24 protein-coding genes are annotated in these 26,340 nt (G+C 40.8%); 16 read left to right on the forward strand and 8 right to left on the reverse strand.

Features of this window, described 5'->3' with window-relative positions; all coding sequences use genetic code 11:
• Positions 1 to 6 precede the first annotated feature (6 nt).
• Positions 7 to 489 carry a phosphohistidine phosphatase SixA gene (gene sixA, locus PR834_RS18955; RefSeq protein WP_110591937.1) on the forward strand — a complete coding sequence of 161 codons (483 nt, stop codon included), beginning with the start codon at positions 7 to 9 and terminating at the stop codon, positions 487 to 489.
• 19 nt (positions 490 to 508) lie between these two features.
• Here sixA and smrB read toward each other — a convergent pair whose 3' ends face one another.
• Positions 509 to 1,051, reverse strand: a complete 543-nt coding sequence (smrB, locus tag PR834_RS18960) for an endonuclease SmrB (RefSeq protein ID WP_004257192.1) — start codon at positions 1,049 to 1,051, stop codon at positions 509 to 511.
• Between the two features lie 224 nt (positions 1,052 to 1,275).
• Here smrB and hutI point away from each other — a divergent pair, with 224 nt between their 5' ends.
• The 11 genes from hutI (at position 1,276) to PR834_RS19015 (ending at position 13,334) form a co-directional block, all read left to right on the forward strand.
• A complete protein-coding gene (hutI, locus tag PR834_RS18965) occupies positions 1,276 to 2,514 on the forward strand; it encodes an imidazolonepropionase (protein WP_262961048.1) in 1,239 nt (412 codons plus the stop codon).
• 270 nt (positions 2,515 to 2,784) lie between these two features.
• Positions 2,785 to 3,522: a histidine utilization repressor gene (gene hutC, locus PR834_RS18970; RefSeq protein WP_036957971.1), complete on the forward strand. Its 738-nt coding sequence runs from the start codon at positions 2,785 to 2,787 to the stop codon at positions 3,520 to 3,522.
• Between the two features lie 322 nt (positions 3,523 to 3,844).
• Positions 3,845 to 5,524 carry a urocanate hydratase gene (gene hutU / locus PR834_RS18975; RefSeq protein ID WP_004257198.1) on the forward strand — a complete coding sequence of 560 codons (1,680 nt, stop codon included), beginning with the start codon at positions 3,845 to 3,847 and terminating at the stop codon, positions 5,522 to 5,524.
• An 11-nt stretch (positions 5,525 to 5,535) separates the two neighbouring features.
• A complete protein-coding gene (gene hutH, locus PR834_RS18980; protein WP_112307555.1) occupies positions 5,536 to 7,068 on the forward strand; it encodes a histidine ammonia-lyase in 1,533 nt (510 codons plus the stop codon).
• 89 nt (positions 7,069 to 7,157) lie between these two features.
• Positions 7,158 to 8,549 carry an amino acid permease gene (locus PR834_RS18985; protein ID WP_036957973.1) on the forward strand — a complete coding sequence of 464 codons (1,392 nt, stop codon included), beginning with the start codon at positions 7,158 to 7,160 and terminating at the stop codon, positions 8,547 to 8,549.
• A gap of 212 nt (positions 8,550 to 8,761) precedes the next feature.
• Positions 8,762 to 9,694, forward strand: coding sequence for a 50S ribosomal protein L3 N(5)-glutamine methyltransferase (prmB, locus tag PR834_RS18990; RefSeq protein WP_004257202.1), 933 nt, complete (start codon positions 8,762 to 8,764; stop codon positions 9,692 to 9,694).
• Between the two features lie 115 nt (positions 9,695 to 9,809).
• Positions 9,810 to 10,898: a chorismate synthase gene (aroC, locus tag PR834_RS18995; RefSeq protein ID WP_004257206.1), complete on the forward strand. Its 1,089-nt coding sequence runs from the start codon at positions 9,810 to 9,812 to the stop codon at positions 10,896 to 10,898.
• A gap of 177 nt (positions 10,899 to 11,075) precedes the next feature.
• A complete protein-coding gene (locus PR834_RS19000; RefSeq protein ID WP_004257209.1) occupies positions 11,076 to 11,879 on the forward strand; it encodes a TSUP family transporter in 804 nt (267 codons plus the stop codon).
• A gap of 17 nt (positions 11,880 to 11,896) precedes the next feature.
• On the forward strand, positions 11,897 to 12,445 hold the full coding sequence (locus tag PR834_RS19005) for an elongation factor P hydroxylase (RefSeq protein WP_004257212.1): 549 nt from the start codon (positions 11,897 to 11,899) through the stop codon (positions 12,443 to 12,445).
• Positions 12,446 to 12,473: 28 nt separating this feature from the next.
• The gene (locus PR834_RS19010; RefSeq protein WP_004257217.1) at positions 12,474 to 12,746 is read left to right on the forward strand and encodes a YfcL family protein; all 273 of its coding nucleotides are present in this window, start codon (positions 12,474 to 12,476) and stop codon (positions 12,744 to 12,746) included.
• Between the two features lie 72 nt (positions 12,747 to 12,818).
• Entirely contained in the window at positions 12,819 to 13,334 is a 516-nt protein-coding gene (locus tag PR834_RS19015; RefSeq protein WP_144140981.1) for a GNAT family N-acetyltransferase, read from the forward strand.
• A gap of 4 nt (positions 13,335 to 13,338) precedes the next feature.
• Here the strand turns inward: PR834_RS19015 and mnmC are convergent, their stop codons facing one another.
• Positions 13,339 to 15,378 (reverse strand): bifunctional tRNA (5-methylaminomethyl-2-thiouridine)(34)-methyltransferase MnmD/FAD-dependent 5-carboxymethylaminomethyl-2-thiouridine(34) oxidoreductase MnmC, encoded by a 2,040-nt coding sequence (gene mnmC / locus PR834_RS19020; protein WP_262961049.1) that lies wholly within the window; start codon positions 15,376 to 15,378, stop codon positions 13,339 to 13,341.
• Between the two features lie 201 nt (positions 15,379 to 15,579).
• On the opposite strand from mnmC, the gene fabB reads away from it, so the two are divergent.
• On the forward strand, positions 15,580 to 16,794 hold the full coding sequence (gene fabB / locus PR834_RS19025; protein ID WP_112307558.1) for a beta-ketoacyl-ACP synthase I: 1,215 nt from the start codon (positions 15,580 to 15,582) through the stop codon (positions 16,792 to 16,794).
• 52 nt (positions 16,795 to 16,846) lie between these two features.
• On the opposite strand, the gene PR834_RS19030 is transcribed toward fabB, so the two are convergent.
• A complete protein-coding gene (locus tag PR834_RS19030) occupies positions 16,847 to 17,308 on the reverse strand; it encodes a hypothetical protein (RefSeq protein WP_112307559.1) in 462 nt (153 codons plus the stop codon).
• A gap of 183 nt (positions 17,309 to 17,491) precedes the next feature.
• Between PR834_RS19030 and PR834_RS19035 the strand changes: the two genes are divergently transcribed.
• Positions 17,492 to 17,755, forward strand: coding sequence for a hypothetical protein (locus PR834_RS19035; RefSeq protein WP_272536863.1), 264 nt, complete (start codon positions 17,492 to 17,494; stop codon positions 17,753 to 17,755).
• A gap of 59 nt (positions 17,756 to 17,814) precedes the next feature.
• Here the strand turns inward: PR834_RS19035 and PR834_RS19040 are convergent, their stop codons facing one another.
• Genes PR834_RS19040 through PR834_RS19050 form a run of 3 tightly spaced genes read right to left on the reverse strand, consistent with a single transcriptional unit; the run spans position 17,815 to position 20,752 of the window.
• Positions 17,815 to 19,323, reverse strand: a complete 1,509-nt coding sequence (locus PR834_RS19040) for a tripartite tricarboxylate transporter permease (protein WP_272536864.1) — start codon at positions 19,321 to 19,323, stop codon at positions 17,815 to 17,817.
• Between the two features lie 11 nt (positions 19,324 to 19,334).
• Positions 19,335 to 19,766: a tripartite tricarboxylate transporter TctB family protein gene (locus tag PR834_RS19045; RefSeq protein WP_094962691.1), complete on the reverse strand. Its 432-nt coding sequence runs from the start codon at positions 19,764 to 19,766 to the stop codon at positions 19,335 to 19,337.
• Positions 19,767 to 19,777: 11 nt separating this feature from the next.
• Positions 19,778 to 20,752 (reverse strand): Bug family tripartite tricarboxylate transporter substrate binding protein, encoded by a 975-nt coding sequence (locus PR834_RS19050; protein ID WP_004257243.1) that lies wholly within the window; start codon positions 20,750 to 20,752, stop codon positions 19,778 to 19,780.
• A gap of 309 nt (positions 20,753 to 21,061) precedes the next feature.
• Here PR834_RS19050 and tctD point away from each other — a divergent pair, with 309 nt between their 5' ends.
• Both tctD and PR834_RS19060 read left to right on the forward strand, forming a co-directional pair.
• Positions 21,062 to 21,730 carry a transcriptional regulator TctD gene (tctD, locus tag PR834_RS19055; protein ID WP_004257247.1) on the forward strand — a complete coding sequence of 223 codons (669 nt, stop codon included), beginning with the start codon at positions 21,062 to 21,064 and terminating at the stop codon, positions 21,728 to 21,730.
• Positions 21,727 to 23,154 carry a sensor histidine kinase gene (locus PR834_RS19060; RefSeq protein ID WP_262961052.1) on the forward strand — a complete coding sequence of 476 codons (1,428 nt, stop codon included), beginning with the start codon at positions 21,727 to 21,729 and terminating at the stop codon, positions 23,152 to 23,154. Before tctD ends, PR834_RS19060 begins: the two co-directional genes overlap by 4 nt.
• Before the next feature lie 72 nt (positions 23,155 to 23,226).
• Here PR834_RS19060 and PR834_RS19065 read toward each other — a convergent pair whose 3' ends face one another.
• Complete coding sequence (locus PR834_RS19065) at positions 23,227 to 23,853, reverse strand: hypothetical protein (RefSeq protein WP_094962687.1); 627 nt, start codon at positions 23,851 to 23,853, stop codon at positions 23,227 to 23,229.
• Positions 23,854 to 24,156: 303 nt separating this feature from the next.
• Positions 24,157 to 26,205 (reverse strand): hypothetical protein, encoded by a 2,049-nt coding sequence (locus tag PR834_RS19070; protein ID WP_262961053.1) that lies wholly within the window; start codon positions 26,203 to 26,205, stop codon positions 24,157 to 24,159.
• Positions 26,206 to 26,340 lie beyond the last annotated feature (135 nt).

Below are 26,340 nucleotides of genomic sequence, written 5' to 3' on the forward strand. Positions count from 1 at the left end.
TGGATTATGCAAGTTTACATTATGCGTCACGGTGATGCAGCGATACAAGCGCCTAGCGATGCTGAGCGCCCATTGACTCAAAAGGGAAAAGACGACTCAGTATTAATGGCTCAATGGTTACAGAACCAAGGTATTAAGATTGATTCGGTGTTAGTAAGCCCTTATTTAAGAGCCGAACAAACTAGGCAGATTGTGAGTCAATACCTTGATTTGCCAGCAAAGTCGGAAATTTTAGGGCAATTAACACCTGGAGGGAATGCTGAATTTGTGGCTGATCATATTCGAGACCTTGCTGTGCTAGGTGCAAATGCGATATTAGTTGTATCTCATTTACCGCTGGTTGGTTATTTAGTATCGGAGCTGTGCCCACATAAAGAACCACCTATGTTCACCACATCAACAGTTGCATGCGTAGATATTGATGTGGCTCATCAGAAAAGTCATTTCGAATGGATGTTGAGCCCATCACAATTGCTGTTTGCTAAATAATACAGAACAGTATGAGCGCTTAACGGCGAGCGCTCTCTGCAGTTTCAATAAGTAGTAATAAGGCAGCATTACCACCCCATTCTTTAGGTGCTTGGTGAAAAGCAATAATATCAGGATGTTGGGCAAGCCATAGTGGTGTTTGCTGCTTTAAAACATGCTTGCCATGGCCGTGCATAATGCAGGCACAATAGACATTTTCACGCTTACAGGCCGCAATAAGCGCGCCAATTTCTTGTTTTGCTTCCATTTGTGTTAAGCCATGTAAATCTAAAAATAGCTCGGGAACGTAGTCACCCCGACGAAGTTTCTTTAATTCATAAGGGTTGGCTTCTGGCCTTAAATAACGTGTAGGCCCTTCATTTTCAAGTTGAGGCTGGAATTCATCTGAAAAATAAAAAGAGGCGTCAACCTGTTCTTGCATGACTTTTTTATTTGATGCTTGTGTCACTTTGGCACGTACAGGTGCGTGCAGGACTTGGTCCTGACGGATTTTTTTTGCTCCATTAATGGCTTCTTTGAAAAGACGAATATCTTCATCTTCTAGACCAAATTTTTTTTTCATAATTTTAGTAATGTATTTTTGTGATTAATTTTTCTGGTTGCTAGTGTAACTCATTTTTAATGAATGGTGATAATCGTAGATTGTTCGCGTGAAGTAACATATTTATAACCTTTTTGCAGGTAAGCATTGACAAAAGGGGACTTGCTAGTCTAATTGTATATACATATCTATACTATTTATTAATACAATGATTAAAACTGAATTCAATAACAATAGGAAAAACGATGGTATTCAAAACACACTCACAAGATATCGTTTGGCGTAATGGCCGTATTGCCACTATGGACCCAGAACTATCGGTCCCTTATGGACTTGTTGAACACCATGATTTAGTTGTCCGTGATAATAAAATAGTTGCAATAGTTCCTACTCAGGAAGTCGAACTAAATGACTGCCAGGTTATTGATGTCAAAGGTAAATTAATAACGCCCGGATTAATCGATTGCCATACTCATTTAGTTTTTGGCGGTGACCGAGCGTCTGAATGGGAACAGAGAATGAATGGGGTTTCTTATGAAACCATTAGTTCTCAAGGTGGTGGAATTAATTCTACTGTGCGTGAAACTCGTAAGATGAGCGAGAACGAATTGTTTGAACGAGCTAAACCAAGGCTCGAAGCATTAATTCGAGAAGGCGTGACAAGTATTGAAATGAAATCAGGTTATGGGCTTGACTATGAAAATGAAGAAAAACAATTACAAGTCGCGAAACAGTTATCTGCACAATATCCTATTTCAGTCAGTTCAACCCTGCTTTCCGCTCACACTGTCCCCGTTGAATATAAAGATAGACCTGATGAATACATTGATTTGATTTGCCAAAAAATCATGCCTGAATTATGGGAAAAAGGCCTGTTTGAGGCGGTAGATGTTTTCTGTGAAAGTGTAGGGTTTTCCCTTTCTCAAAGTGAAAAATTATTTTCAGCGGCTCAGAAATTAGGGATCCCAGTGAAAGGGCATGTGGAGCAGTTATCAAACTTAGGTGGGAGCGAGTTGGTTGCTCGTTACAAAGGTTTGTCAGTTGACCATATTGAATATCTAGACCTAGAAGGGATTAAAGCACTTAAAGCGAGTGGAACGGTTGCAGTTTTATTACCGGGGGCATTTTATTTTTTACGGGAAACCAAGTTACCGCCAATTGAGCTGTTGCGGGAACACAATGTTCCTATGGCAGTTTCAACGGATTTTAACCCAGGCACCAGTCCTTTTGCCTCATTACGTATTATTATGAATATGGCGGCCGTCCTATTTAAGCTGACACCGGAGGAGATATGGGCAGGCGTGACACGTAACGCTGCAAAGGCGTTAGGCCGTGAAAATAGCCATGGGCAATTGAAAACGGGCTTTGTTGCTGATTTTGTTGTGTGGAATGCGCAAGAGCCTGTCGAAATGATTTATGAACAAGGGAGTAACCCATTGTTCATTAGAGTGCATGAAGGCAAAATTACCCATCGAAACGGGTGATATATGTGACCCGCAGTTCTAGCTACGAAAATAACAATAATTAATAGTGGTAAATGATGTTGTTTGCCGCAATTTACCCTAAATATTTTCTGTTTTTTGTTTGTTTTTATTAAAATTACATCGTTTAATTATGTGAATGCTTAATAATTAAGCATGATGTTTTTATTCGCGACTGTCAGGATAAAAAATGTCCGATAGCACTAAGGTCGTGTTGTATGCTATCCAATGAATAGCATATTAATACTTAAGATTTTAATCATTAAATTGGAAATGACTGTGACAGCCGATAAAAAGGATAAACAGGGGGCACCGCTCCCACTCTATTTGCAAGTAAAACAATCGATAATTGAAAAGATCCATACGGCAGAGTGGAAGGCAAATGACCGTATTCCATCTGAGTCTGAGCTCGTGACACAGTTTCAATGTAGCCGGATGACCGCTAACCGAGCACTACGTGAATTAACGGCTGAAGGGTTATTGGTTCGCTTGCAAGGTGTGGGAACGTTTGTGGCTGAGCCAAAGGGGCAATCCGCACTATTTGAAATACACAGTATTGAAGCCGAAATACTGGCAAGAAACCATAAATACAGTTGCAGGATCATTAAGCTCGAAGAAATACAAGCGTCTCCAGCGCTCGCAAATGAATTAAATATCAGCCCAGATAGCGCCGTGTTTCATTCTATTATTGTACATTTAGAAAATGATGTCCCTGTACAAATTGAAGACAGATATGTCAATGCCTTAGCAGCACCTGACTATTTAAAGCAAAATTTTTCATCGATTACACCGCATGATTATTTGTCTCAAGTCGCTCCTTTAACACAAGGGGAGCATATTGTTGAGGCCGTAGAGGCAGATGAGCGCTCAGCGAGGTTATTGCAAATTACCACAGGCGCATCTTGTTTGTTAATTACAAGGCGTACTTGGTCCCAGTCTTTCACGGTGACAAGTACCAAACTATTGTTTCCTGGTCACCGCTATAAGCTTAAAGGTAGTTTCACGTCATAAGTTATTTCTCCACGTAAAAGTATGGGCGGAATGATATACAATATATTTTCCGCTTATCGTATCGAGTGATTTCCTTTCATACCCATTTCGTGTGAATTTATTGTGAATTAAATGTGATCCAACAAGCATATTTAGAATAAAAAACACACACAAAAATATCAGGTTCATTTTATATCCAATTGTTTTATTTGAATAAAAATATTTTTATATCATATTTTTTTAATCTTTATGTTAAAAGATTGATTGATCGTACATGTATATACAACTATATCTATAAGAACAATAAAAGGTAGCTAATGGACAGATAAAAGAGGGTATATAAGTGACAGCACTGAATAATAAATATCGAAATATCGAAATTAGGGCGCCGCGGGGAAACACATTAAATGCCAAAAGTTGGCTGACAGAAGCCCCATTACGCATGTTAATGAATAACCTTGATCCTGATGTTGCAGAAAATCCTCATGAATTAGTGGTCTATGGCGGTATCGGGCGTGCAGCACGTAATTGGCAATGCTATGACCAAATTGTTGAGTCCTTAAAACAACTCGAGAGTGATGAAACACTGCTGGTTCAGTCAGGTAAGCCCGTCGGTGTTTTCAAAACCCATGCAAATGCTCCACGTGTTTTAATTGCTAACTCAAATATAGTGCCACATTGGGCAAACTGGGAGCATTTCAATGAGTTGGATGCGAAAGGCCTCGCCATGTACGGGCAAATGACGGCAGGTAGCTGGATTTATATCGGTAGCCAAGGCATTGTTCAAGGAACGTATGAAACCTTTGTGGAAGCCGCTCGTCAGCACTTTAATGGTGATTTAACCGGGCGTTGGGTATTGACTGCAGGTTTGGGTGGAATGGGGGGAGCGCAACCTCTTGCTGCAACATTGGCTGGTGCATGCTCATTGAATATTGAGTGCCAGCAAAGCCGTATTGATTTCCGTTTAAGAACTCACTATGTGGATGAACAAGCGGTCGACCTTGATGATGCATTAGCGCGTCTTAAAAAATATACATCGGAAGGAAAAGCCATTTCTATTGCACTGTGTGCCAATGCCGCTGAAATTCTTCCTGAGCTTGTCAAACGTGGTGTAAAACCGGATATGGTGACCGATCAGACAAGTGCTCATGACCCGCTAAATGGTTATTTGCCAATTGGGATGAGCTGGGAAGAGTACCGTGAGCGCAGTGTCCAAGAGCCCCAAGCCACCGCGTTGGCAGCGAAAAAATCCATGGCTGAACATGTTAAAGCCATGTTAGCGTTCAAACAACAAGGCATTCCTACGTTTGATTATGGGAACAATATTCGCCAAATGGCGTTGGAAATGGGCGTAGAGAATGCGTTTGATTTCCCAGGTTTTGTGCCTGCTTATATTCGCCCGCTATTTTGCCGCGGTGTTGGCCCATTCCGCTGGGTCGCGTTATCAGGGGATCCTGAAGATATCTATAAAACCGATGCGAAAGTGAAAGAGCTGCTACCGGATGATAAGCATTTACATCGCTGGTTGGATATGGCTCGTGAACGTATTAGCTTCCAAGGCTTGCCAGCACGTATTTGTTGGGTAGGGCTTGGGGATCGCGCTAAATTAGGTTTAGCATTCAATGAGATGGTAAGAAGCGGTGAGGTTTCGGCCCCGATTGTTATTGGTCGTGACCACCTAGATTCAGGTTCAGTGGCCAGCCCAAACCGTGAAACAGAATCCATGAAAGATGGCTCTGATGCCGTTTCAGACTGGCCATTACTCAATGCGTTATTAAATACAGCCAGCGGTGCGACGTGGGTGTCTTTACATCACGGTGGTGGCGTAGGCATGGGCTTTTCTCAGCACTCGGGGGTAGTGATCGTGTGTGATGGAACGGATGAAGCAGCAGAACGCATTGCCCGAGTGTTGCACAATGACCCGGCAACTGGTGTCATGCGCCATGCTGATGCTGGTTATGACATTGCTATCGCATGTGCGCAGGAAAAAAATCTTAATTTACCAATGATTAAAACACGTTAAGGAGTGCCATGATGACTAAGTTAACCATTCACCCAGGAAAAATGACACTCGAAGACCTCCGCATTGTTTTCCAACAAGCAGTAACAGTGGTACTGGATAAACGCGCTCACGCGGCTATTGAAAAAAGCGTTGCAACGGTCAATAAAATTATTGAAGAAGATAGAACCGCTTATGGTATCAATACAGGTTTTGGTTTGCTTGCCAATACCCGCATTGCGACTAAAGATTTGCAATCATTACAACGCTCTATCGTGATGTCTCACGCTGCGGGTGTTGGCGAGCCGTTAGATGACGACCTCGTACGTTTAATCATGGTGCTTAAAATTAATAGTTTAGCTCGTGGTTTCTCGGGTATTCGTCTTGAAGTCATTAATGCCTTGATTGCATTAGTGAATGCGCAAGTTTATCCATTTATTCCTGCGAAGGGCTCTGTGGGGGCTTCTGGCGACTTAGCGCCATTAGCACATATGAGTCTAATTCTGTTAGGGGAAGGGAAAGCACGCTATGAAGGCAAATGGATTTCAGCGAAAAAAGCGTTAGAAAAAGCAGGGTTAGCGCCACTAAAATTGGAAGCTAAAGAAGGTTTAGCCCTATTAAACGGCACGCAAACCTCCACGGCTTTTGCGTTGAAAGGGTTATTTGAAGCAGAAAAATTGCTGTTATCTGGCATTGTTTGTGGTGCGCTTAGTGTTGAAGCTACACTGGGCTCTCGTAAACCGTTCGATGCACGCGTGCAAGAGGTTCGAGGGCAAAAAGGGCAAATTGATGTTGCGGCGATGTTCCGTGATGTTTTATCACCGACCAGTGAGTTGGCGAAGTCCCATGAGAACTGCGTGAAAGTGCAAGACCCTTATTCACTACGTTGTCAGCCACAAGTGATGGGGGCTTGTTTAACCCAAATTCGCCAAGCCGCTGAAGTGATTTTAATTGAATCAAATGCCGTGTCGGATAACCCGCTAGTCTTTACCGATAATGGCGATATTATTTCAGGTGGTAACTTCCATGCAGAGCCTGTTGCTATGGCAGCCGATAATATTGCGCTTGCGTTAGCGGAAATCGGTGCGTTATCTGAACGCCGTATTGCATTATTGATGGATACCCACATGTCACAGTTGCCTCCTTTCTTAGTGAATAATGGGGGGGTTAACTCAGGTTTTATGATAGCTCAAGTCACCGCGGCTGCATTAGCCAGTGAAAACAAAGCATTAGCCCATCCTTCGAGTGTTGATAGCCTGCCGACATCAGCCAACCAAGAAGACCATGTCTCGATGGCGCCTGCCGCGGGTCGTCGTTTATGGGAAATGGCAAAGAATGTCACGGGTATTTTAGCCATTGAATGGCTTTCAGCGTGTCAGGGAATGGATTTCCGCGAAGGTTTGAAATCGAGTGAAACCTTGGAGAAAGCACGTAAAACATTACGTGACCAAGTGGCTTACTATGATAAAGACCGTTATTTTGCCCCTGATATTGAAGCGGCAATTAATTTAATTAACCAATATAAACTGTCCGCGCTTTTTAAGGACGGCACTGTTTTCCCTAACTAGTCTATCAAGCAAATAAAAGGTGGCCGGCAATGTACTGGCCGCCTGAAGTATTTATCTGCACGACAATAAAATAATACGAAGGATAAATCATGCAAAGCACATCACAACTTGCGCGAGGGCTTTCTGCGCGCCACATTCGATTTATGGCTTTAGGTTCTGCGATTGGTACAGGTTTGTTTTATGGTTCAGCGAAAGCAATAGAAACCGCTGGTCCCGCGGTATTACTCGCCTATATTATCGGCGGTGCCGCAGTGTTTATGGTTATGAGAGCGTTGGGTGAAATGGCGGTCCATCGGCCACTTGCGGGATCGTTCTCACAGTACGCCAGCCATTATTTAGGGCCGAGAGCCGGTTTTTTTGCGGGTTGGACCTATGTTTTTGAAATGCTTATTGTTTGCTTGGCGGACGTGACAGCATTTGGTGTTTATATGAAACTGTGGTTTCCGGAGGTTGCGCAGTGGATCTGGGTGTTGAGCATTATTTTCTTTATTGGTGCAATAAACCTATGCCACGTGAAAACTTTCGGCGAAATGGAGTTTTGGCTTTCAATCATTAAAGTTATTGCGATTATTGCAATGATTGTTGGTGGTGCAGCCATTATGATGTTTGGCTTTGGCCAAGCGGCAGACCATGCGGTTGGGGTATCAAACTTATTTATTCACGATGGGTTTATGCCAAATGGTATTGGTGGGGTGATTGCTTCCTTTGCCGTGGTGATGTTTGCGTTTGGGGGAATTGAAGTTATTGGTATTACCGCGAGTGAAGCGAAAAACCCGGAAACCACTATCCCAAGAGCGATTAATGCCGTGCCAATTCGCATCTTACTGTTTTATGTCCTGACCTTATTTGTCTTAATGTGCATTTACCCGTGGAACCAAATTGGGCAGCAAGGTAGCCCATTTGTGCAAATTTTCGATAGCTTAGGTATTCAATCTGCAGCGAATATCTTAAATATTGTGGTGATCACGGCGGCAATTTCGGCGATTAACAGTGATATATTTGGTGCTGGGCGTATGATGTATGGCATGGCACATGAAGGACAAGCGCCAAAAGCCTTTACCAAGCTGACAAAAAATGGTGTGCCTTGGATGACGGTATTAGTCATGGTTGCGGTGCTGTTAGTCGGAGTGGTATTGAATTATGTCATTCCTGATGATGTGTTTGTAGTGATTGCGTCAATTGCAACATTTGCCACCATTTGGGTATGGTTGATGATTTTATTGTCACAGTTTGCAATGCGTAAAAAAATGTCACCAGAAGAAATTAGCCAACTAAAATTCCCTGTGCCTATGTGGCCTGTCGCACCTATTCTAGCCATCGCATTTATGGTATTTGTTTTTGGTGTACTGGGGTATTTTGAATCAACACGAATTGCACTCTATGTCGGAATTGTTTGGTTAGTATTACTGGCTATCGCCTATGCACTTTGGGTCAAAAAACCTACGAAAGAGGCGGAAGTCGTGCTGCAAAACGAAAGCTAATATTGTTACTTTCTTACTGAGCTTGTTATTTTTCTCACGCCCTTTAGCTAAAATAAAGGGCGTTTTTACATCACCGCATTCATTAATAAGCGCGATAACCAGACTTTTTGGGCAAATTTTATTATATTAATCTGCTGATTTGTCTTTCACTTCGTGGCAAACTTTAACTATTCATATATTCCCTTTCAAAATACAGGCTGGAGAACCCCTTCTTGGAAAAGATTTTCGTTGATGAAGCCGTTGCAGAACTTCATACCATTCAAGATATTTTGCGTTGGACGATGAGCCGCTTTAATGCGGCTAATGTGTACTATGGCCACGGTACAGATAACCCATGGGATGAGGCGCTACAACTGGTGTTACCAACACTTTACTTGCCTCTAGACCTGCCCGATGAGCTGTTAACATCCCGCTTAACGCCAACAGAGCGTCACCGTATTATTGAGCGTGTTTTACGCCGTATCAATGAGCGTATTCCAGTTGCATACCTGACAAATCGTTCATGGTTCTGTGGTCATGAATTTTATGTTGATGAACGTGTGCTTATCCCTCGCTCGCCAATTGGTGAGTTAATCAATAACCACTTTGTTGGCTTAGTGGCAGATGAACCACAAACCATTCTTGATTTATGTACCGGAAGTGGTTGTATTGCGATTGCTTGTGCTTATGAGTTCCCTGATGCAGAAGTCGATGCGGTTGATATTTCAAGTGATGTGCTGGCGGTAGCTGAACAAAATATTGCCAATCATGGTTTAGAACACCGTGTGATACCGATTCGTTCTGACTTATTCCGTGATATGCCAGAGGTTAAATATGACCTGATCGTGACGAATCCACCGTATGTTGATGCGGAAGATATGGACGATTTACCAGAAGAGTTTCGTGTCGAGCCTGAATTAGCACTGGCTGCTGGAAGTGATGGTTTGAAACTGGTACGCCGTATTTTAGCGAATGCCCCGCGTTTTCTGACGGAAGAAGGGGTGTTAGTGTGCGAAGTGGGTAACAGTATGGTTCATTTAATTGAACAATACCCTGAAATTCCATTTATTTGGCTGGACTTCGAATACGGCGGTGATGGTGTGTTTATGTTAACACGTGAACAACTTGTTGAGCACCACGCACATTTTGAGCTTTATATCGATTAATCAACAGTTGCGTGATGTTCCAAGATCATGTAATCAATAATAACGACACAACGATATAATAACTAACAACCAAAATTCTTGGTAAAACAAGAATGGCTTAGAATAGGAAACTCCGATGGCAGGAAATTCAATTGGGCAGCTGTTTCGTGTGACCACATTTGGGGAATCACACGGGGTTGCATTAGGTTGCATCGTCGATGGGGTTCCCCCAGGCTTAGCACTAACAGAAGCAGATTTACAAAAAGATTTAGACCGTCGCCGTCCAGGAACATCACGTTATACGACTGCGCGTCGTGAACCCGACCAAGTAAAGATTTTATCGGGTGTATTTAATGGGGTAACAACCGGAACCAGCATCGGTTTATTGATTGAAAATACTGACCAGCGTTCGCAAGATTATGGTGCAATCAAAGACGTGTTTAGGCCAGGCCATGCGGATTACACTTACGAACAAAAATACGGCCAGCGTGATTACCGTGGTGGTGGCCGCTCATCAGCACGTGAAACGGCAATGCGTGTTGCGGCAGGCGCGATTGCGAAAAAATATTTACAAGAAAAGCTCGGTGTGCAAATCCATGGCTGCTTAACGCAAATGGGCTCCGTCGCTTGTGAAATTAAAGACTGGTCAATTGTCGAAGAAAACCCATTTTTCTGTCCAGATCCAAGCAAATTAGAGGCTCTTGACGAATTATTGCGCGGTTTAAAGAAAGAGGGTGATTCGATTGGCGCTAAAATTACTGTCATTGCAGAGCATGTGCCTGCAGGCTTAGGTGAGCCCGTATTTGACCGATTAGATGCCGATCTCGCTCATGCATTAATGAGTATTAATGCAGTGAAAGGGGTGGAAATTGGTGATGGCTTCGGTGTTATTGCGCTTAAAGGCAGCGAAAACCGTGATGAAATTACACGAAATGGTTTCACATCAAACCATGCAGGCGGTATTTTAGGCGGTATTAGCAGTAGTCAGCCTATCATTGCACATATTGCGTTAAAGCCGACATCCAGTATTACCGTTTCAGGTAAAACATTAAACCGTGATGGCGAGGAAGTGGAAATGATCACCAAAGGGCGTCATGACCCTTGTGTAGGCATTCGCGCGGTACCGATTGCGGAAGCAATGATGGCGATTGTTCTAATGGACCACTATTTACGTCATCGTGGCCAGTGTGCGGATGTAACGCCAGCAATGGAACCTTTTGAGTAATCGGTTTTACTGTGTTTTATGTAGTGACAACAGAGCGGCCTATAAGGTCGCTTTGTTGATGATGAAGGTTCGGATGAAGCCTCCTAAAAATACCTCATCTAGGTTGTGATATCACCAAACCTGACTGGCGATATATTCACATCAACATCATGATATTTCTTCTCTTTGGATAGTAAAATGGATTGGCTAACTGCCGTTGCACCTGAAGTTTATGCTTTACTCTTCTTTGTTGCGCTGTTTGCAGGGTTTATTGACTCCATCGCGGGTGGTGGTGGGTTATTAACGATCCCAGCCCTGTTATCAGTGGGGATAACACCTGTTGAAGCTTTAGCAACCAATAAGTTGCAAGCGGTTGGCGGTTCGTTTTCTTCAACGCTCTATTTTGTTAGGCGCAAAGCCATAGATTTACGAGCACAACTGTTTCCGTTCATTATGACCATGATTGGTGCCATGCTGGGTGCGATTGTCATTCAAATGATTGATACCGCGTTCTTAAAACAGCTATTACCCATCTTGGTGATTTGTGTCGGCTTATACTTTTTATTGACGCCATCAATTGGTGTACAAGACCGCCAACAGCGTATCAGTATGCCTTTCTTCGGGGTGGCAATTGGGATGACGCTGGGTTTTTATGATGGTGCCTTTGGTCCCGGAACCGGTTCATTTTTGGCATTGGGTTATGTTTTGTTGCTTGGTTATAATCTTGCCAAAGCCACCGCGCATGCGAAGTTACTTAATTTTGCCTCTAATTTTGGCTCTTTAGTGTTCTTTATTATCGGGGGTCATGTTCTTTGGGCCTTAGGTTTTGTTATGCTAATCGGCCAAATGGTTGGCGCTCGTTTAGGTGCGCGTTTGGTCTTAACCAAAGGACAAAAACTGATCAGGCCGATGATCGTGGTGATTTCGTTACTGATGAGTATTAAATTACTCCATGATAGCCATGGTGACGTGATTAAAGCTTGGTTTCTCTCATTATTTTAAGATGATTTAAATTATTCATGAGTACACATAATTATCAGGATCTAATCAATATCTTTGATGAATGTTTTGGTGTGACATATAACACCAAGCTGGTAAAAGGGGATGATGAACCCATTTATTTACCCGCAGATGAGGCAGTACCTTATCACCGGATCGTCTTTGCACACGGCTTTTTCACCAGTGCGCTGCATGAAATCTCACATTGGTGTATTGCTGGGGAAGCAAGACGTCAGCAAGTCGATTACGGCTATTGGTATTGCCCAGATGGGCGAGATGAAAAAACACAGTGTGAGTTTGAAGTGGTGGAAATCAAGCCCCAAGCGTTGGACTGGCTGTTTTGTGTTGCCGTTGGCATTCCATTTAATGTCAGTTGTGACAACTTAGAGGGGGATTTTGAGCCTGATCGTATTGCGTTTATGCGCAAAGTTCATGCACAAGTCATGCTTTATTTAGAAAATGGCATCCCTGAACGGCCATTACGCTTTATTAATGCGTTACAATTGTTTTACAATACGCCACCTCTTTGTGCAGAAGCTTTTCCTTATCCGGAAGATATTTTTGCCTAATGAACACACATTTAAGTAAGGATTAAGCATGCTTGCGGATTTAGAAACACGCATACTAACGAAAATTGATGATATGGTTGAACACGCGAGCGATGATGAACTCTTCGCTGGCGGCTATTTGCGTGGTCACTTAACCCTTGCTGTGGCTGAACTGGAAGAAGAAAACGAAACCAGTTCTGAAGCATTATATCAACGTGTCGAAGTCAGTATTCAAAATGCCATCAAAGCTGGCGAATTGACACCACCAGACCAAGTACTGGTTTTAGATATGTGGAAAAACTTATTAAATAACGCCATTTAATTTGTTGAGTTCTGCATGAAAAGCGGGGAAACCCGCTTTTTTGTTAGCTAAATTTTGTTGCGAGTAAAAATTATGGCGAATATTCGTTTAGCAACCCCCCTTGATGCCAAATATCTTCCTCCGGTGGAAGTCTCCGCAGGCCAGGCATTTACGAGTATCGAAAAATATAAATGGCTTGCTGAAGGTGATGGGCAAACGGAGCAAGACCACCTCGATTTTATTTCTGAGCAATTAGAGTGGGTAGCAGTGAATGATTGTGATGAACCAATTGGTTTTATCAATGCTGAAGATCATCATACTAGCCTGCATATTTGTGAGGTTTCTGTTTGCCAGCAATGGCAAGGACGCGGGCTGGGTAAAAAGCTGATTAAGCAGGTACTTGGTGCTGCTTTGGCACGGAATATCACGGTAGTGACATTGACCACTTGCCGCGATGTGCCTTGGAATGCACCTTATTACCAACGCTTGGGTTTTAAAATTCTTGAAGATAATGAGCTAACCACCGAACTACAGGCTATTTTACAGTCTGAGGTCGATGCAGGGTTTGCTGCTGAAGACCGTTGTGCAATGGCTATCTCATTAACTTAATGCATTAATAAGGGAGTTTAATAGGGCGACCTAATAATAATTTCCTTACCCAAAAACGGTTTGGGTTGAGTTCTGCAAGAGTTTCATCGTCTAGGGGGAGTACTTCCCCAAAAATTTGCGCCGCAAGCAATTCTGCGCAAAGTGGTGCGGTTGATAACCCTCTTGACCCTAATGCACCAAAAATAAATAAATTTGGGTGCACTGGAGCGAGTGCAATAGGCTGTTCTTTGGCAATTTGAGTGGGCAAATTGTGATAGAGTGCCACATGTTGTTCGAAATCAGGCACATTGCCTAATAACGGAAAATGGTCGCGAATAACACAACGAATACCTTGGCGTGAACGTTGTTGAGAAATATCGATATCCTTAGGCCAAGTTACATCGGGTAGGTTATCAACCAGCTTTTGGCGGTTCCCTTGCTGTTCCTCTTCACTATAATCGAAATCAAGTCGTTCACGTTGGTAGCTAGCACCTAAGCAATGTTGTGTACCCGTGGCATCGGCAGGGGTTAAATAGCCTTCAAAGCACAGAACATTTTTCAGTTGTTGTAGGGTGTGATTGGTTGGAATATGGCTGACTTGCCCTCGCACAGGCGAAATAGGTAAATTAACGGTTTGAGCAAATTGGCGCAGCTTGTGCCCATTAGCAATAATGACAGTTGAGTGAACACGTGTTAGCTGTTTGTGTTGTGCGGTTTCAATTAATAACTGCCAATCTTGTTCTGTTTGTTTTAATTCAACGACATTATGTTCAAAACAGAAGGTAATACCCTGCTGTTGTAAATATTGTTGTAAACTCTCACAAAGCTGGGCAGGGCACAGCCATCCTCCAGACGCATAATGAATGCCATCATGGTTGACATCAACGCCGCAAATACCACTCAGTTGCTGACGACTTTTACCAATAGCAAAATCAGCTGGCCATTCGGTTCCTAGCATTCCTGCTATCTTGCGAGCCACTTTGTCGTTATAGGCTAATTGGCTCACGCCACACCATTGCCCTTCAAACGAGAGTCCTTGCTTCGCTAATTGATGGTAAAAACGAGAAGCAAAAGGGAAAGCGCTGACAAAAAAGCGTTCGAGTGGGTCGCTATTGCCGGTGAGTAAGGGGTAAATAGCCCCTTGACGATTGCCCGAAGCATTCTGTGCAACTTGTGCATCTTGGCAGTATAAGGTGACTTTAGCACCGCGGTTATGAAGGGCGTAGGCCGCTGTTAAACTGGCAAGCCCACCACCAATGATAGCGACATCAGTTGGGTTATCTGCGCTTTTTCTGGCAAACCAAGGCGTTGGGATATCAATTTCTTTTTCAGCTAAGACCCCAGTTAACATTTCTCGTTTGTTACCAAAGCCTTTGGCTTTTTTAAGGGTAAAGCCAGCTTGTTGAAGGCCTCGTTTAACGGAACCTGCCACGGTAAATGTTGCAAAAGTTCCATTGAGGCGGGCGAATTTTGCCATATTAGTGAACAGTTGTTCACTCCACATTTCGGGATTTTTTGAGGGAGCGAAACCATCTAAAAACCAAGCATCTATCTTATTGTTTAAATTGTTTTTTAGTAAAGATATTTGCTCATTTACATCACCAAACCATAAATCTAATATCACGCTACCATTTTCTAACATGATCCGCTGGTTACCCGGTAAGGCTTGTGGCCAATTTTCACAAAGGGATTGTGAGAAGCTGCTCAGTTCAGGCCAACATTGGTGGGCTGTCATTAAGTCAGATTGTGTTAATGGGTATTTTTCAAAACTAATAAAATGTAATTGTTGCAATTTTGCGTTTGGATTTCTGGCTTTAAATTGTTTAAAAGATTGCCATAATGCTAAAAAATTCAACCCAGTACCAAAGCCAGTTTCGGCAATCACACAGGTTGTGAAAGGGTGCGTCGCGAAGCGATCAGGAAAATGATTTCCTTGCAAAAACACATGGCGAGCTTCTTCTAAGCCATCTTGGTTAGAAAAATAGATATCTGCAAACTGTTCAGACATGGGGGTGCCTTCGTCATTCCAGCTCAGGCGTGCGGTTTGTACAGCGTTCTTTTTCACGATAAGCCTACATTCTTTATTTAATTCCTAAATTTTACCGCTGATATGGGTGTAAGGCTACCGTCATAAAAAAGTCTTATTGGCGTCATAAAGAAAAAAATACAAATATTTACCCTGATCGGACTTGTTCAGCGTACAAGTGTAAGCTAAAGTGACAACCTGTAATCCCGCAATCATATAATTATAGACATGAGGTAACGAATGAAGCGTGCAGTCATCACTGGTCTAGGTATTGTTTCCAGCCTTGGTAATAACCAGGAAGAAGTACTGGCTTCTCTGAAGGAAGGTCGTTCCGGGATCACTTTCTCAGAAGAATTCAAAGAGGCAGGGCTGCGTAGCCATGTCTGGGGTAATGTTAAAAATTTAGACCCAAAAGATTTAATCGACCGTAAAATTTTCCGTTTTATGAGTGATTGCTCCGCCTATGCTTATTTATCGATGGAACAAGCGATTGCGGATTCAGGTTTAACAGAAGAACAAGTTTCAAATTTACGTACAGGTATCGTTGTTGGCTCTGGTGGTGGTTCTCCACGTAACCAAGTTGCTGGTTCTGACGGTATGCGTGCTAAAGGTTTACGTGGTGTGGGCCCATACATGGTGACTCGTGCAATGGCATCAGGTATTTCTGCTTGTTTAGCAACGCCATTTAAAATCAAAGGTGTGAACTACTCCATCAGTTCTGCTTGTTCAACATCAGCGCACTGTATTGGCCATGCGGTTGAGTTAATTCAATTAGGCAAGCAAGATGTTGTTTTTGCTGGTGGCGGTGAAGAACTGAGCTGGGAAATGACCTGTGAGTTTGACGCGATGGGCGCATTGTCGACTAAATATAATGAGACGCCAGACAAAGCATCAAGAACTTACGATAAAGACCGTGATGGTTTCGTTATCGCAGGTGGTGGTGGTATCGTTGTTGTCGAGGAATTAGAACATGCGTTAGCGCGTGGTGCACATATCTACGCTGAAATTGTCGGCTATGGTGCGACCTCTGACGGTGCAGACATGGTTGCTCCATCAGGTGAAGGTGCGGTTCGCTGTATGCAAATGGCGATGCAAGGTGTTGATAAAATTGATTACATCAATACACATGGTACCTCAACGCCAGTGGGTGACACGAAAGAGTTAGAAGCGATTCAAGAAGTGTTTGGTAGCAACTCTCCAGCAATTTCAGCAACGAAAGCAATGAGTGGTCACTCATTAGGTGCTGCGGGTGTTCACGAAGCAATTTATAGCTTACTGATGTTAGAACACGGCTTTATTGCGCCAAGTATTAACGTCGAAAACCTAGATGAGAAAGCTGCGGGCTTGAATATCGTGACTAAGCCAACCGAACAAGCGCTGGAAACAGTCATGTCTAACAGTTTCGGTTTCGGTGGAACTAACGCCACATTAGTGATGAGCAAATACAAAGCATAATTTGTATTAGGCTAACGTATTAAATAAGCGAGAACTTCGGTTCTCGTTTTTTTTAATCACTACTTCCGCCGTCCCCGCCTCCTGAATCGGACGATGAGCAATCTGAACTTGAATTATCATTAGAACAATAATGGTTGCTTGAGCGGTGATTATTATCACTGGATGAGCTGTCATAATAAGGGGGCGTGTAGCTTGAACTCGAATTATTTGAATTCACTCGATATGCAGTTTCTTTCACATTTTTACGCACTTCAAATATTTGGCTTTTATCTTTCGACCAGCCAATAGTCACCAGTGTGGTATTTTTCTTTACGCTGATAAGCAACATTTCCCCACAAAAAATATGCATTTTACCCAATGCTTTTATTTGGATATAACCACTGTCTTTTTCCGTGATAGTGACAGGTTTCTGACTATGGATTGTGTAACAGTCACTATGGACATCAATAGTGCGAGTATATGCTAACGGTTTTGGCTGGATATTAAAAAGGACAAAAAGTAATCTATCGAACATTGTGTTTTATGTTTTAATAAATGAGATGGCTAAGATAATTGATTGAGGTTATTCAATACATCGTCATTATCTGAATCCGTGGTTTATTAATGATTGAATGAGTATTAGTCATTTTATTAAATTTTTCTGCCCAAAATAGTGACATGCTATTGACTCAATGTTTAGCTGATTAGAGGAAATCATATGAGTGTAACAAGGTTTCATGCGGCTATTTGGAAACAGGACTTCAAAATTTTAGGTGCGGCATTATCTCGTTGTATCCGCAGTAAATTTAGTAAAATGATTAGTAAAATACATAATATTGAAAATCCATTTCCACTACATAGAAATGCCCCAAAGCGGCCAAGTACTACCACTAGTTCACCATCAAAGAATGTCTATTATGGCGAAGGAACTCATGATAACAGTGTGGTTTTACTTGGTTATTTCAAATTTTCTACTGACTAATAAAAAAATGCCCCAAATACACTGAGGCAAAGTTCTACAGAGATTGTATGAACACGTAATTACGATGAGACAGTGGATTGTTTACGTTTACGAATACGCTTTATAATCGGTGGCAAAATTAGCACTAATACCGCTAGAACTAATAAGCTTTGAGAAATCGTACTGCTCCAAAGAATATCGAAACTACCGTTACTGATAGATAATGAACGGCGTAAGTTTTGCTCTAACATTTCACCCAGTACAAACCCTAAAATTAATGGTGAAAGTGGGAAGTTCATTTTACGTAATATAAACCCAAATACGCCTAACCCCATCATGAGTAATAAATCAAATGTCGTACTATGAACGGCATATACCCCGACAGCAGAAATGCAAGCAATAGCAGGGACTAAAAACCATAACGGAACCGTTAACATGCGAGTGAATAAGCCAATTAATGGAATATTCATGATGAGCAAAACCACGTTAGCAATCAACAGAGCGGCAATTAATCCCCAAACAATATCCGGCTGCTCTGTAAACATACCTGGGCCTGGGGTGATATTATAGAGCGTTAGTGCGCCCATCATTACTGCTGTTGTCCCCGAACCTGGAACGCCAAGGGTTAACATAGGGATAAATGAGCCACACGCAGAGGCATTATTGGCCGCTTCTGGTGCGGCAACACCACGCACATCACCATTACCAAAGTCGCCTTTTTCACCACTGATTTTCTTTTCAGTCATGTAGGTGATAGCACTGGCGATGGTGGCTCCCGCTCCCGGCAAAACGCCAACAAAGAAACCGATGAATGAAGAGCGTAAAGCAGGGCCAGCACATGCTTTGGCTTCTTTGCGATTGAATAGCATTCTGCCCGTTTTACGGATCAGCCCTTGGCCTGTGGCAGTGCCTTCGAGCATCAATAAAATTTCACTAACAGAAAATAAACCAATAACCACGACGATAAACTGCACGCCATCCGATAAATGTACGCTATCAAACGTAAAACGATATTCCCCAGAGTTGGCATCCACTCCCACAGTGGCGAGTGATAAACCAATTAATGCAGCCAATAGTGATTTGATTGGGTTTTGGCTCATCATGCTACCTAAACAGGCGATAGCAAAAACCATTAAGGCGAAATATTCGGCAGGCCCAAAGGCGAGTGACCATTCAGCAAGCAAGGGAGCGAATAAAATTATCCCTACAATTGCAATCGTTGAACCAATAAATGAACTGACCGCGGAAATTGAGAGAGCAACCCCGCCTTTCCCTTGTTTTGCCATAGGGTAACCATCTAGGGTGGTCATGATGGCAGCGGCATCACCAGGGACATTGAGTAAGATTGATGATATGCGTCCGCCATATTCACAACCTAAATAAACCGTGGCGAGTAAGATTAATGCGGACTCGGCGGGTAATTTCAGGGCAAAGGCCAATGGTAGCAAAATAGCGACACCATTAATTGGACCAAGGCCGGGAAGCATACCCACGATTGTACCGATAAAACAGCCAATTAAGGCGATCAAGATATTTTGAGGAACCAGTGCGACCTCAAAACCTTGCGATAGATACATCCAAGTTTCCATGATTTCGCTCCTTAACTTAGCAGGCTGCCAATAGGCAAGGTTACATCTAGCCATTTATCAAAGGCATAGAACAAAAAGATACCTAAGACCGGGCCCGAAATAATCGCGGCGATAGGTGTCGCACCAAATAGCAGGGCGATACTGATGGTGAGTAAGCTGGTTGCAATCGGGAACCCTAACCATTCAAAAGCCCATGCATAAATAACAAGTGCAACAACTAATAAAACTAAACGACGTAATACATAGGGTTTTGGCCACTCAACGGCTTCTTGCTTGCCAAATAATAAGGCAAGGGCACAAAGCGCCATTAAGGAGAGTATGACAACCGGAAAAGGGCGGGGGCCCAGTGGTTCATAACTAAATTCACTTTGGATCCCCCAACCAATATAAATTCCGATAGCACACAGTATTAGCCAAACTATGGCAAATATGCGTTGGCTCATCGTTCACTCCGTTATTTAGCTAAACCGAAGGCACGGGCTTGTTCACGATATTGCTCGATTTCTTTTTTGACATAGCTATCGAGTTCTTGCCCGGTTAAGTTGTATTCAAATAAACCACGCAGTTCACGTTGTTTTTTGAATTCGTCGGTTTGTTGCAGTTTTTGGAAGGCTTCGACCCATTGGTTATAGTCAGCATCGGAGACTTTCGGCCCCATATAGAAACCACGAATGATTGGCCATACAATGTCATACCCTTGTTCTTTTGCTGTTGGAATATCTGATAAACCATCACCAAGGCGCTTGTCTGAGTAAACAGCAAGGATACGAATTTTACCTTCATTGATATATGGCGTCATTTCACTGATATCCCCTGAAAGGACTTGAATATGGTTGCCCAGTAATGCAGTTAAGGTTTCACCGCCGCCTTCAAAGGCCACATAACGCATTTTTCGTGGGTCGATATCAATGGCTTTGGCTAATAAGGCCGTTTTCATCCAATCTTGGCTGCCAATAGACCCTCCCGCACCAAATACGATGCTGTTAGGATCTTTTTTGAAGGTATCCATTAAATCTTTAAGTGTTTTATAAGGTGAGTCTGCACGTACGGCTATCATACCGTAGTCACTCCCCACACTGGCGAGCCAGCGCACGTCATTTTCGTTATAGCGGCCAAATTTACCTTGCGCGAGATTGAGTAAGGAACCTCCTGAGAAAGCAACAATGGTGCCGGGTTCCGCAGGGCGTTGTGCGACAATAGCGTTATAAGCAACGGCACCAATACCGCCTGGCATATAGGTCACTCGCATTGGTTTTTCAATTTCTTTAGTTTCAAGAAGAGACACTTGTACTAATTTACAGGTTAAATCAAAACCGCCTCCAGGTTTGGCGGGGGCAATACATTCTGTACGTTCGGGTAGGGCGTTTGCTTGATTGATGCCAACTAAAAATATTGCTGTTGCTAAGGCCGTCTGGGTGAATTTTTTCATTATTTTTCCTTACTAAGACAATAATTAGAGGTATATATTATTACTGCTTGTTGTGCTGGTATGGCATCATCGCCCGATGAAGCTTTCATTTACCTTTCATTAACAAATATTATTATTTTTATGTGATATATATCAGATTGTTTTGTATTTTTACTTTTTTGTTATGTTAATTTAATGTTAAATTAATCACGTTAATAGTGTTTGTTAGCAATAGTTGTGATGGACACAGTAAAAATGTGCACATTTGCTTTCCATTCATTCAATGGAATGCCAACGTATACTGATAAATAATTATAATGAGTATGCGGAATGAGAATTTTATTGGTTGAAGATCATGACGAGTTGTCATTATGGTTACAGAAGGCCTTATCGTCATCTGGGTTTGCGGTTGACCTTGCTAGTGATGGTGCGATAGCAGACCAGCTATTACAAACTGAACGCTATGAATTAGTCGTGTTAGATGTATCACTTCCGAGAATGAGTGGGCTTGAGGTATTGGCGCAAATGCGCAAACGGCATCAAGAAACCCCCGTCTTGTTACTAACGGCGAATTCAGATGTAGCCGACCGTGTACAAGGGCTAAATGCAGGGGCTGATGACTACCTGACGAAACCTTTCGATATTGCGGAATTAGAAGCGCGTCTTCGTGCTTTATTACGGCGTAGCCAAGGGCAAGTTAATGAGTCACAACAGTTTGGTTTACTTAGTTACCATGAGGACGGTTATTTTTTATTAGGCGAAGAGCCGTTAGGCTTAACACCAAGGGAATATGCGGTGTTAAACACCCTATTTCATCGACGAGGTCGACCTGTTTCTAAAATGCAATTATTTGAACAGGTATTTTCGCTGTCAGATGAAGCCAATTTACAAAGTATTGAGTTATATGTTCACCGTGTAAGAAAAAAACTTGCCGGTTCGGATGTTAACATCAATACCTTACGCGGATTGGGATACCGATTAGAGCAGTGTAGTGTATGAAATTAGTCGCTCATCCACGCTCTCTCTTTCATCAGTTACTGCTCTTTTTCGGTATCCCCCTCATTTTGTTGGGGAGTTTTTCGGTTTATACCCACTATTACAGTGCAAAAAATGCTGCAAATTTAGCCTATGATCGAACGTTACTAGCTTCAGCTCGAACAGTTGCAGAACGCTTACAAGTGGTAGATGGGCATCTCTCGGTGAATGTGCCTTATGTGGTGCTCGATAGTTTCGAACTAAATAATAATGACCGAATTTTTTATCAAGTTATCTCTCCTGACGGTGAAACTATCTCTGGTTATGACGACTTACCGCCAATTCCCCCTTATTGGATGCGTTCACAGCACTATACTGCGCTAGTTTATTTTTATGATGCACAGTATAAAGGTTTACCTATTCGTATTGCTGCGTTTTATCAACCGATTAATGAAGGTGGCATCACTGGGATGGTTGAAATTCGTGTTGCGGAAACGGTCTATTCGCGGCAAGATTTCGCTAATCAATTATTAATTTCTGCCTTGATGAGTCAAGGTACCGTGGTACTTTTAACCATGGTGCTTGCCTATATTCTACTTAGTAAGCTGCTGGCACCGTTGAAAAGATTATCTCACTTAATGTTAGGCCGTTCTGCCAATGATTTAACACCCTTGCCAGATTTACTGCCGTGGTCGGATTTATCGCCATTAATTGATGCATTAAACCGTTATATTTCTCGCCTAAAGCGGATGGTTAGACGACAAGAACGCTTTAGTGCAGATGCATCTCATCAATTAAAAACACCTCTAACCGTACTAAAAACCCAAGTTTCGGTTGCCATTAATAGTGCAGACGAAAGTCAACGGCAACAAAGTTTACAAGCTATTGATAAAACCCTCGATGATACGATCATTTTGACGGATAGGCTTTTGCAGCTATCGCGGTTAAAAGCCCATGAAAAAGAATCGATTACGCAGTATCGAGCCATAAATCTAGTGGAAATTGTTCACCAAGCGTGTTTTACTCGGCTATCTCAAGCTGAAAGCCAAAATATTGACTTAGGTTATGAAGGTGCGGAAACGGCATGGATTAAAGGCGAGCCTATCTTATTAGCTGAGATGTGTGCAAATTTAATTGATAATGCGATTAAATACACGCCTGCAAATGGGGTGGTCACCGTTCGAGTGGTCAGCAGTGATGACCATCTTCATTGGGTCTTAGAGGTTGAAGACTCTGGTCCTGGGATCCCAGATGCGAAAATTAACCGTTCTATGGAAGCCTTTACTCGTTTAAATAATGCGTTAGGTAAGGAAGGCGCTGGCCTTGGGCTGGCGCTTGTGAAAGATATTGCTAGCTATCATGGTTCTGAACCTCAATTATTAAAAAGTAAATTACTTAATGGATTATTGGTTAGAATCGCATTTAAAGCCAGCCAAGCGCCGTGGTAAGAAAAACGCCCTTACTAAGGCGTTTCTCTGGTAACAAAGTCTAAACGCAGTAAAAGCTAGATACGTTTAGTTTCACATTGATATTAATATCTGTGATAGCGTGTTATTTGAAGGTTCGTGTTTAAAATCACAGGTTATTGTGTTTTGTTCGAGGCTTGCTATTGAGGATGATAATAATGATTCTGAATCTAACTTATTGTCTTCATTAAGAAATATATTAGCTATAGCTAGCGCTGTGTCATTTTTTACTTCATTAATAAATGTCTCGATTGATTCTATTTTTAAATTTGTGTTGTATATTTCATCAAGCAAAGCCGATATGTCTTGGGAAATCAAATTTGAATCTTTATTTTCTGAGTGCTCTTGAATGTATGTCACTAGATCATTTTTTGCACTAGCAAGTTTTTCTTCTTGTAAATATGTAGTATCAACAGATTCTGATTTCAATTTTTGTATTTTGTTTAATTGTAAGCGTTGATTAGTGATATCTAGCAATGCATCTTTAATCGTTTGACAATAGGTTTCCTCGCTGACATTAGATGTGACAGATTTTAATGGGACATAATTATATACGTTAGAAATAAAGTCATCTCTTACTGCGGTTAGATATTCTTTCTCACGTAAAACCTCAGATATATTGATATTGTTTTCACTTTGTTGTAACTCTTGGTTCGTATTTAGGGTTAAATTTGAAATCATAGTAAACACTCCATGTTAATAATTTTTAAATGTTTCATTACTGTGGTCGTAGTTAATTAATATAACCTACTTAAAATGAGGTGACTAATTTTTATTTGGTATGGAAGTATTGTTGATATCATTTGAAATATTGCTAGCTATCATGGTTCTGAACCTCAATTATTAAAAAGTAAATTACTTAATGGATTATTGGTTAGAATCGCATTTAAAGCCAGCCAAGCGCCATGATAACAGAAACCACCTAATTCAGTAGGTGGTTTCAATAATAGTAAAATACAAATCTAGTGAAAATAAAAATACGTGTTAATCCCGTAATGGGATAAATACAGGCATTGATTTGTTATGCAATGGTTGGTCGTATACATCGCTAATTATTGTGTCTTGTGGAAATTCAGCCATGATAGATGATAATAAGGATTCAAAGTCTTTATTATTTCCATTACCATCAGTGAAATTGACTTCATCAGCTCCCTCGTTAATGCGAGTTTCAATTGACATTATTTTTGATTTTTTATTCATGATTTCAATAATTAATGGTGTTATTTCTGAAGAAATTGATTTTTTGTCTTTATTTTCTGAATGAGTATAAATATATTGAGAAATCTCTTTTTCTGTCTGGACAATTTGTTTTTCTAAAGAATGAATATCATTGATATATTCTAGTATCTCTGAGTGTTCTTTTGAACTGTACATTTTAGTTAAACTCCCTAACTGTTCAGTTAAGTCTAATAATGTATACATTTTTCCTTTAACTGTTTGATAATATGCATCTTCACCAACAGCAGACGAAGTTGATTTTAAAGGGATCTTTATATGAATGTTAGAAATTAAATTATTTAATTCATTTTTTAATAGTTTTTTTTCTACTGCTAGCATATATATGTTATTTTTTTTATCACCAAAGTTATTAGTATAAGAGACTATTTTACTTGGAGGATTAAATTGGTGAAGGTGATTGTTTAATTCTAAATTAACAAACTTTTGGAGTGTTTTTGCTCTAAGGAATTCATCATGAAACTGAGTTGTTAATTCTTCAATGTTATCATGAGTTTTTTTCTCTTGAGCTAATGTCCTATTTTCAATAATATAATTGGCTAAATCTTCTTTTACACTCAATATGTCTTTTTCTAACTGGGAACGATTAATTAAATATGTAGACTGGTCGTAATATAAACCCGCTTCTTTTTTTATTTCTACATTGATACGCGCTTCAAGTTTATTGAATAATTTTTCTAATTTATTATCAATGCCTTTTTGGTATTTATGTTGTCTATCAGGAGTAAGTTCTAATAATTTATCAATCGGGAGTATGTTATTATCCAATGTTTTTTGAGCATTAATTTTTATTTTTTGTAAGTTACTAATTGACTGGTTTAATTCAGTTAATAATTTAAATTCTTTATTGTTTTGGTAGTCGCTCTCCTGATAGTTAATTTGAGTGTCTTTATATTGTTTAAATAGGATATGAATGCCATCTAAGTATTCAGAACTTTTGATTTGGTCAAAAACGTTATGCAAATCTTTAATTTTTGTATATTGAGTATTTAACTCTGTCGTGTGTTTCATTAAGTCATCGACGGTATTATTGCTGTTGAAATGCATTAAGCTATTGCTGTTAAGTTCTCTTAGTAGCTGTTCTATATTATTTTGACTTTTCTTAGCATTTATGTATAAATTGGTTATATTTGAATCTAATCCTAATGTTCTTTGCATATGATTAACTCTAATCTCCATATTCTCGACTGTTTTATATAGGTATTCTTGGGATAAATCATAACTATTCTTAAGGCATTCGTTAATTTTATTAAGATCGACTCTTATCGTGTTTAGAATAATAGGGTTTTTTTGATATGAAATTACACTAGGTGAAACAAAATGGCCTTTCTTATTATGTCGTAAACCAAGCATAAAACTGAATAAATCAGCGTTATATTCATTAACTAAATTGGATTTATTGAAAAGAATAGATTCTGAATTTTCAGGGATCGTATAATAGCCTTGCTTATTTGTATGTTTACTATGTAATTCTTGTAATTTTTCGAAATTTTTTTCTTGATTTTTGTCTTGTTCGTGAAGCATAGATTCAATCTGATTTAAATCAGACAATTCATCAGATCCTTCTATCTTAAATTTATGTTTTAATTTATCAATTTTAGCAAGTAAATGACAAATGGCTGTACTATTTTTGTCTAGATTATCGCTAACACTTTGATATGTCTTTTCTAAGTAAATGGTATTTGTCGGTGGTTTTTTACTAACTGATAAGATTGTTGAATAGTCTATTTCCTTAAATATATTTTTACTATCTATATTTGCCAGCGATATCTGATTTTTATTAAATGTAGAACTCATAGTAAACACTCCGTGTTAATGGTTATTGAAATTTGCATATATACAGATGCCAATAAAATATAATCTAACAATAAGAAGTAGACTAATTTTTATTTTATATAAAAATGCGATTAGTATAATTTAAATTATTAGCAA

This window comes from Providencia sp. PROV182 (genome assembly GCF_028480325.1).
GTDB classification, from domain to species: domain Bacteria; phylum Pseudomonadota; class Gammaproteobacteria; order Enterobacterales; family Enterobacteriaceae; genus Providencia; species Providencia hangzhouensis.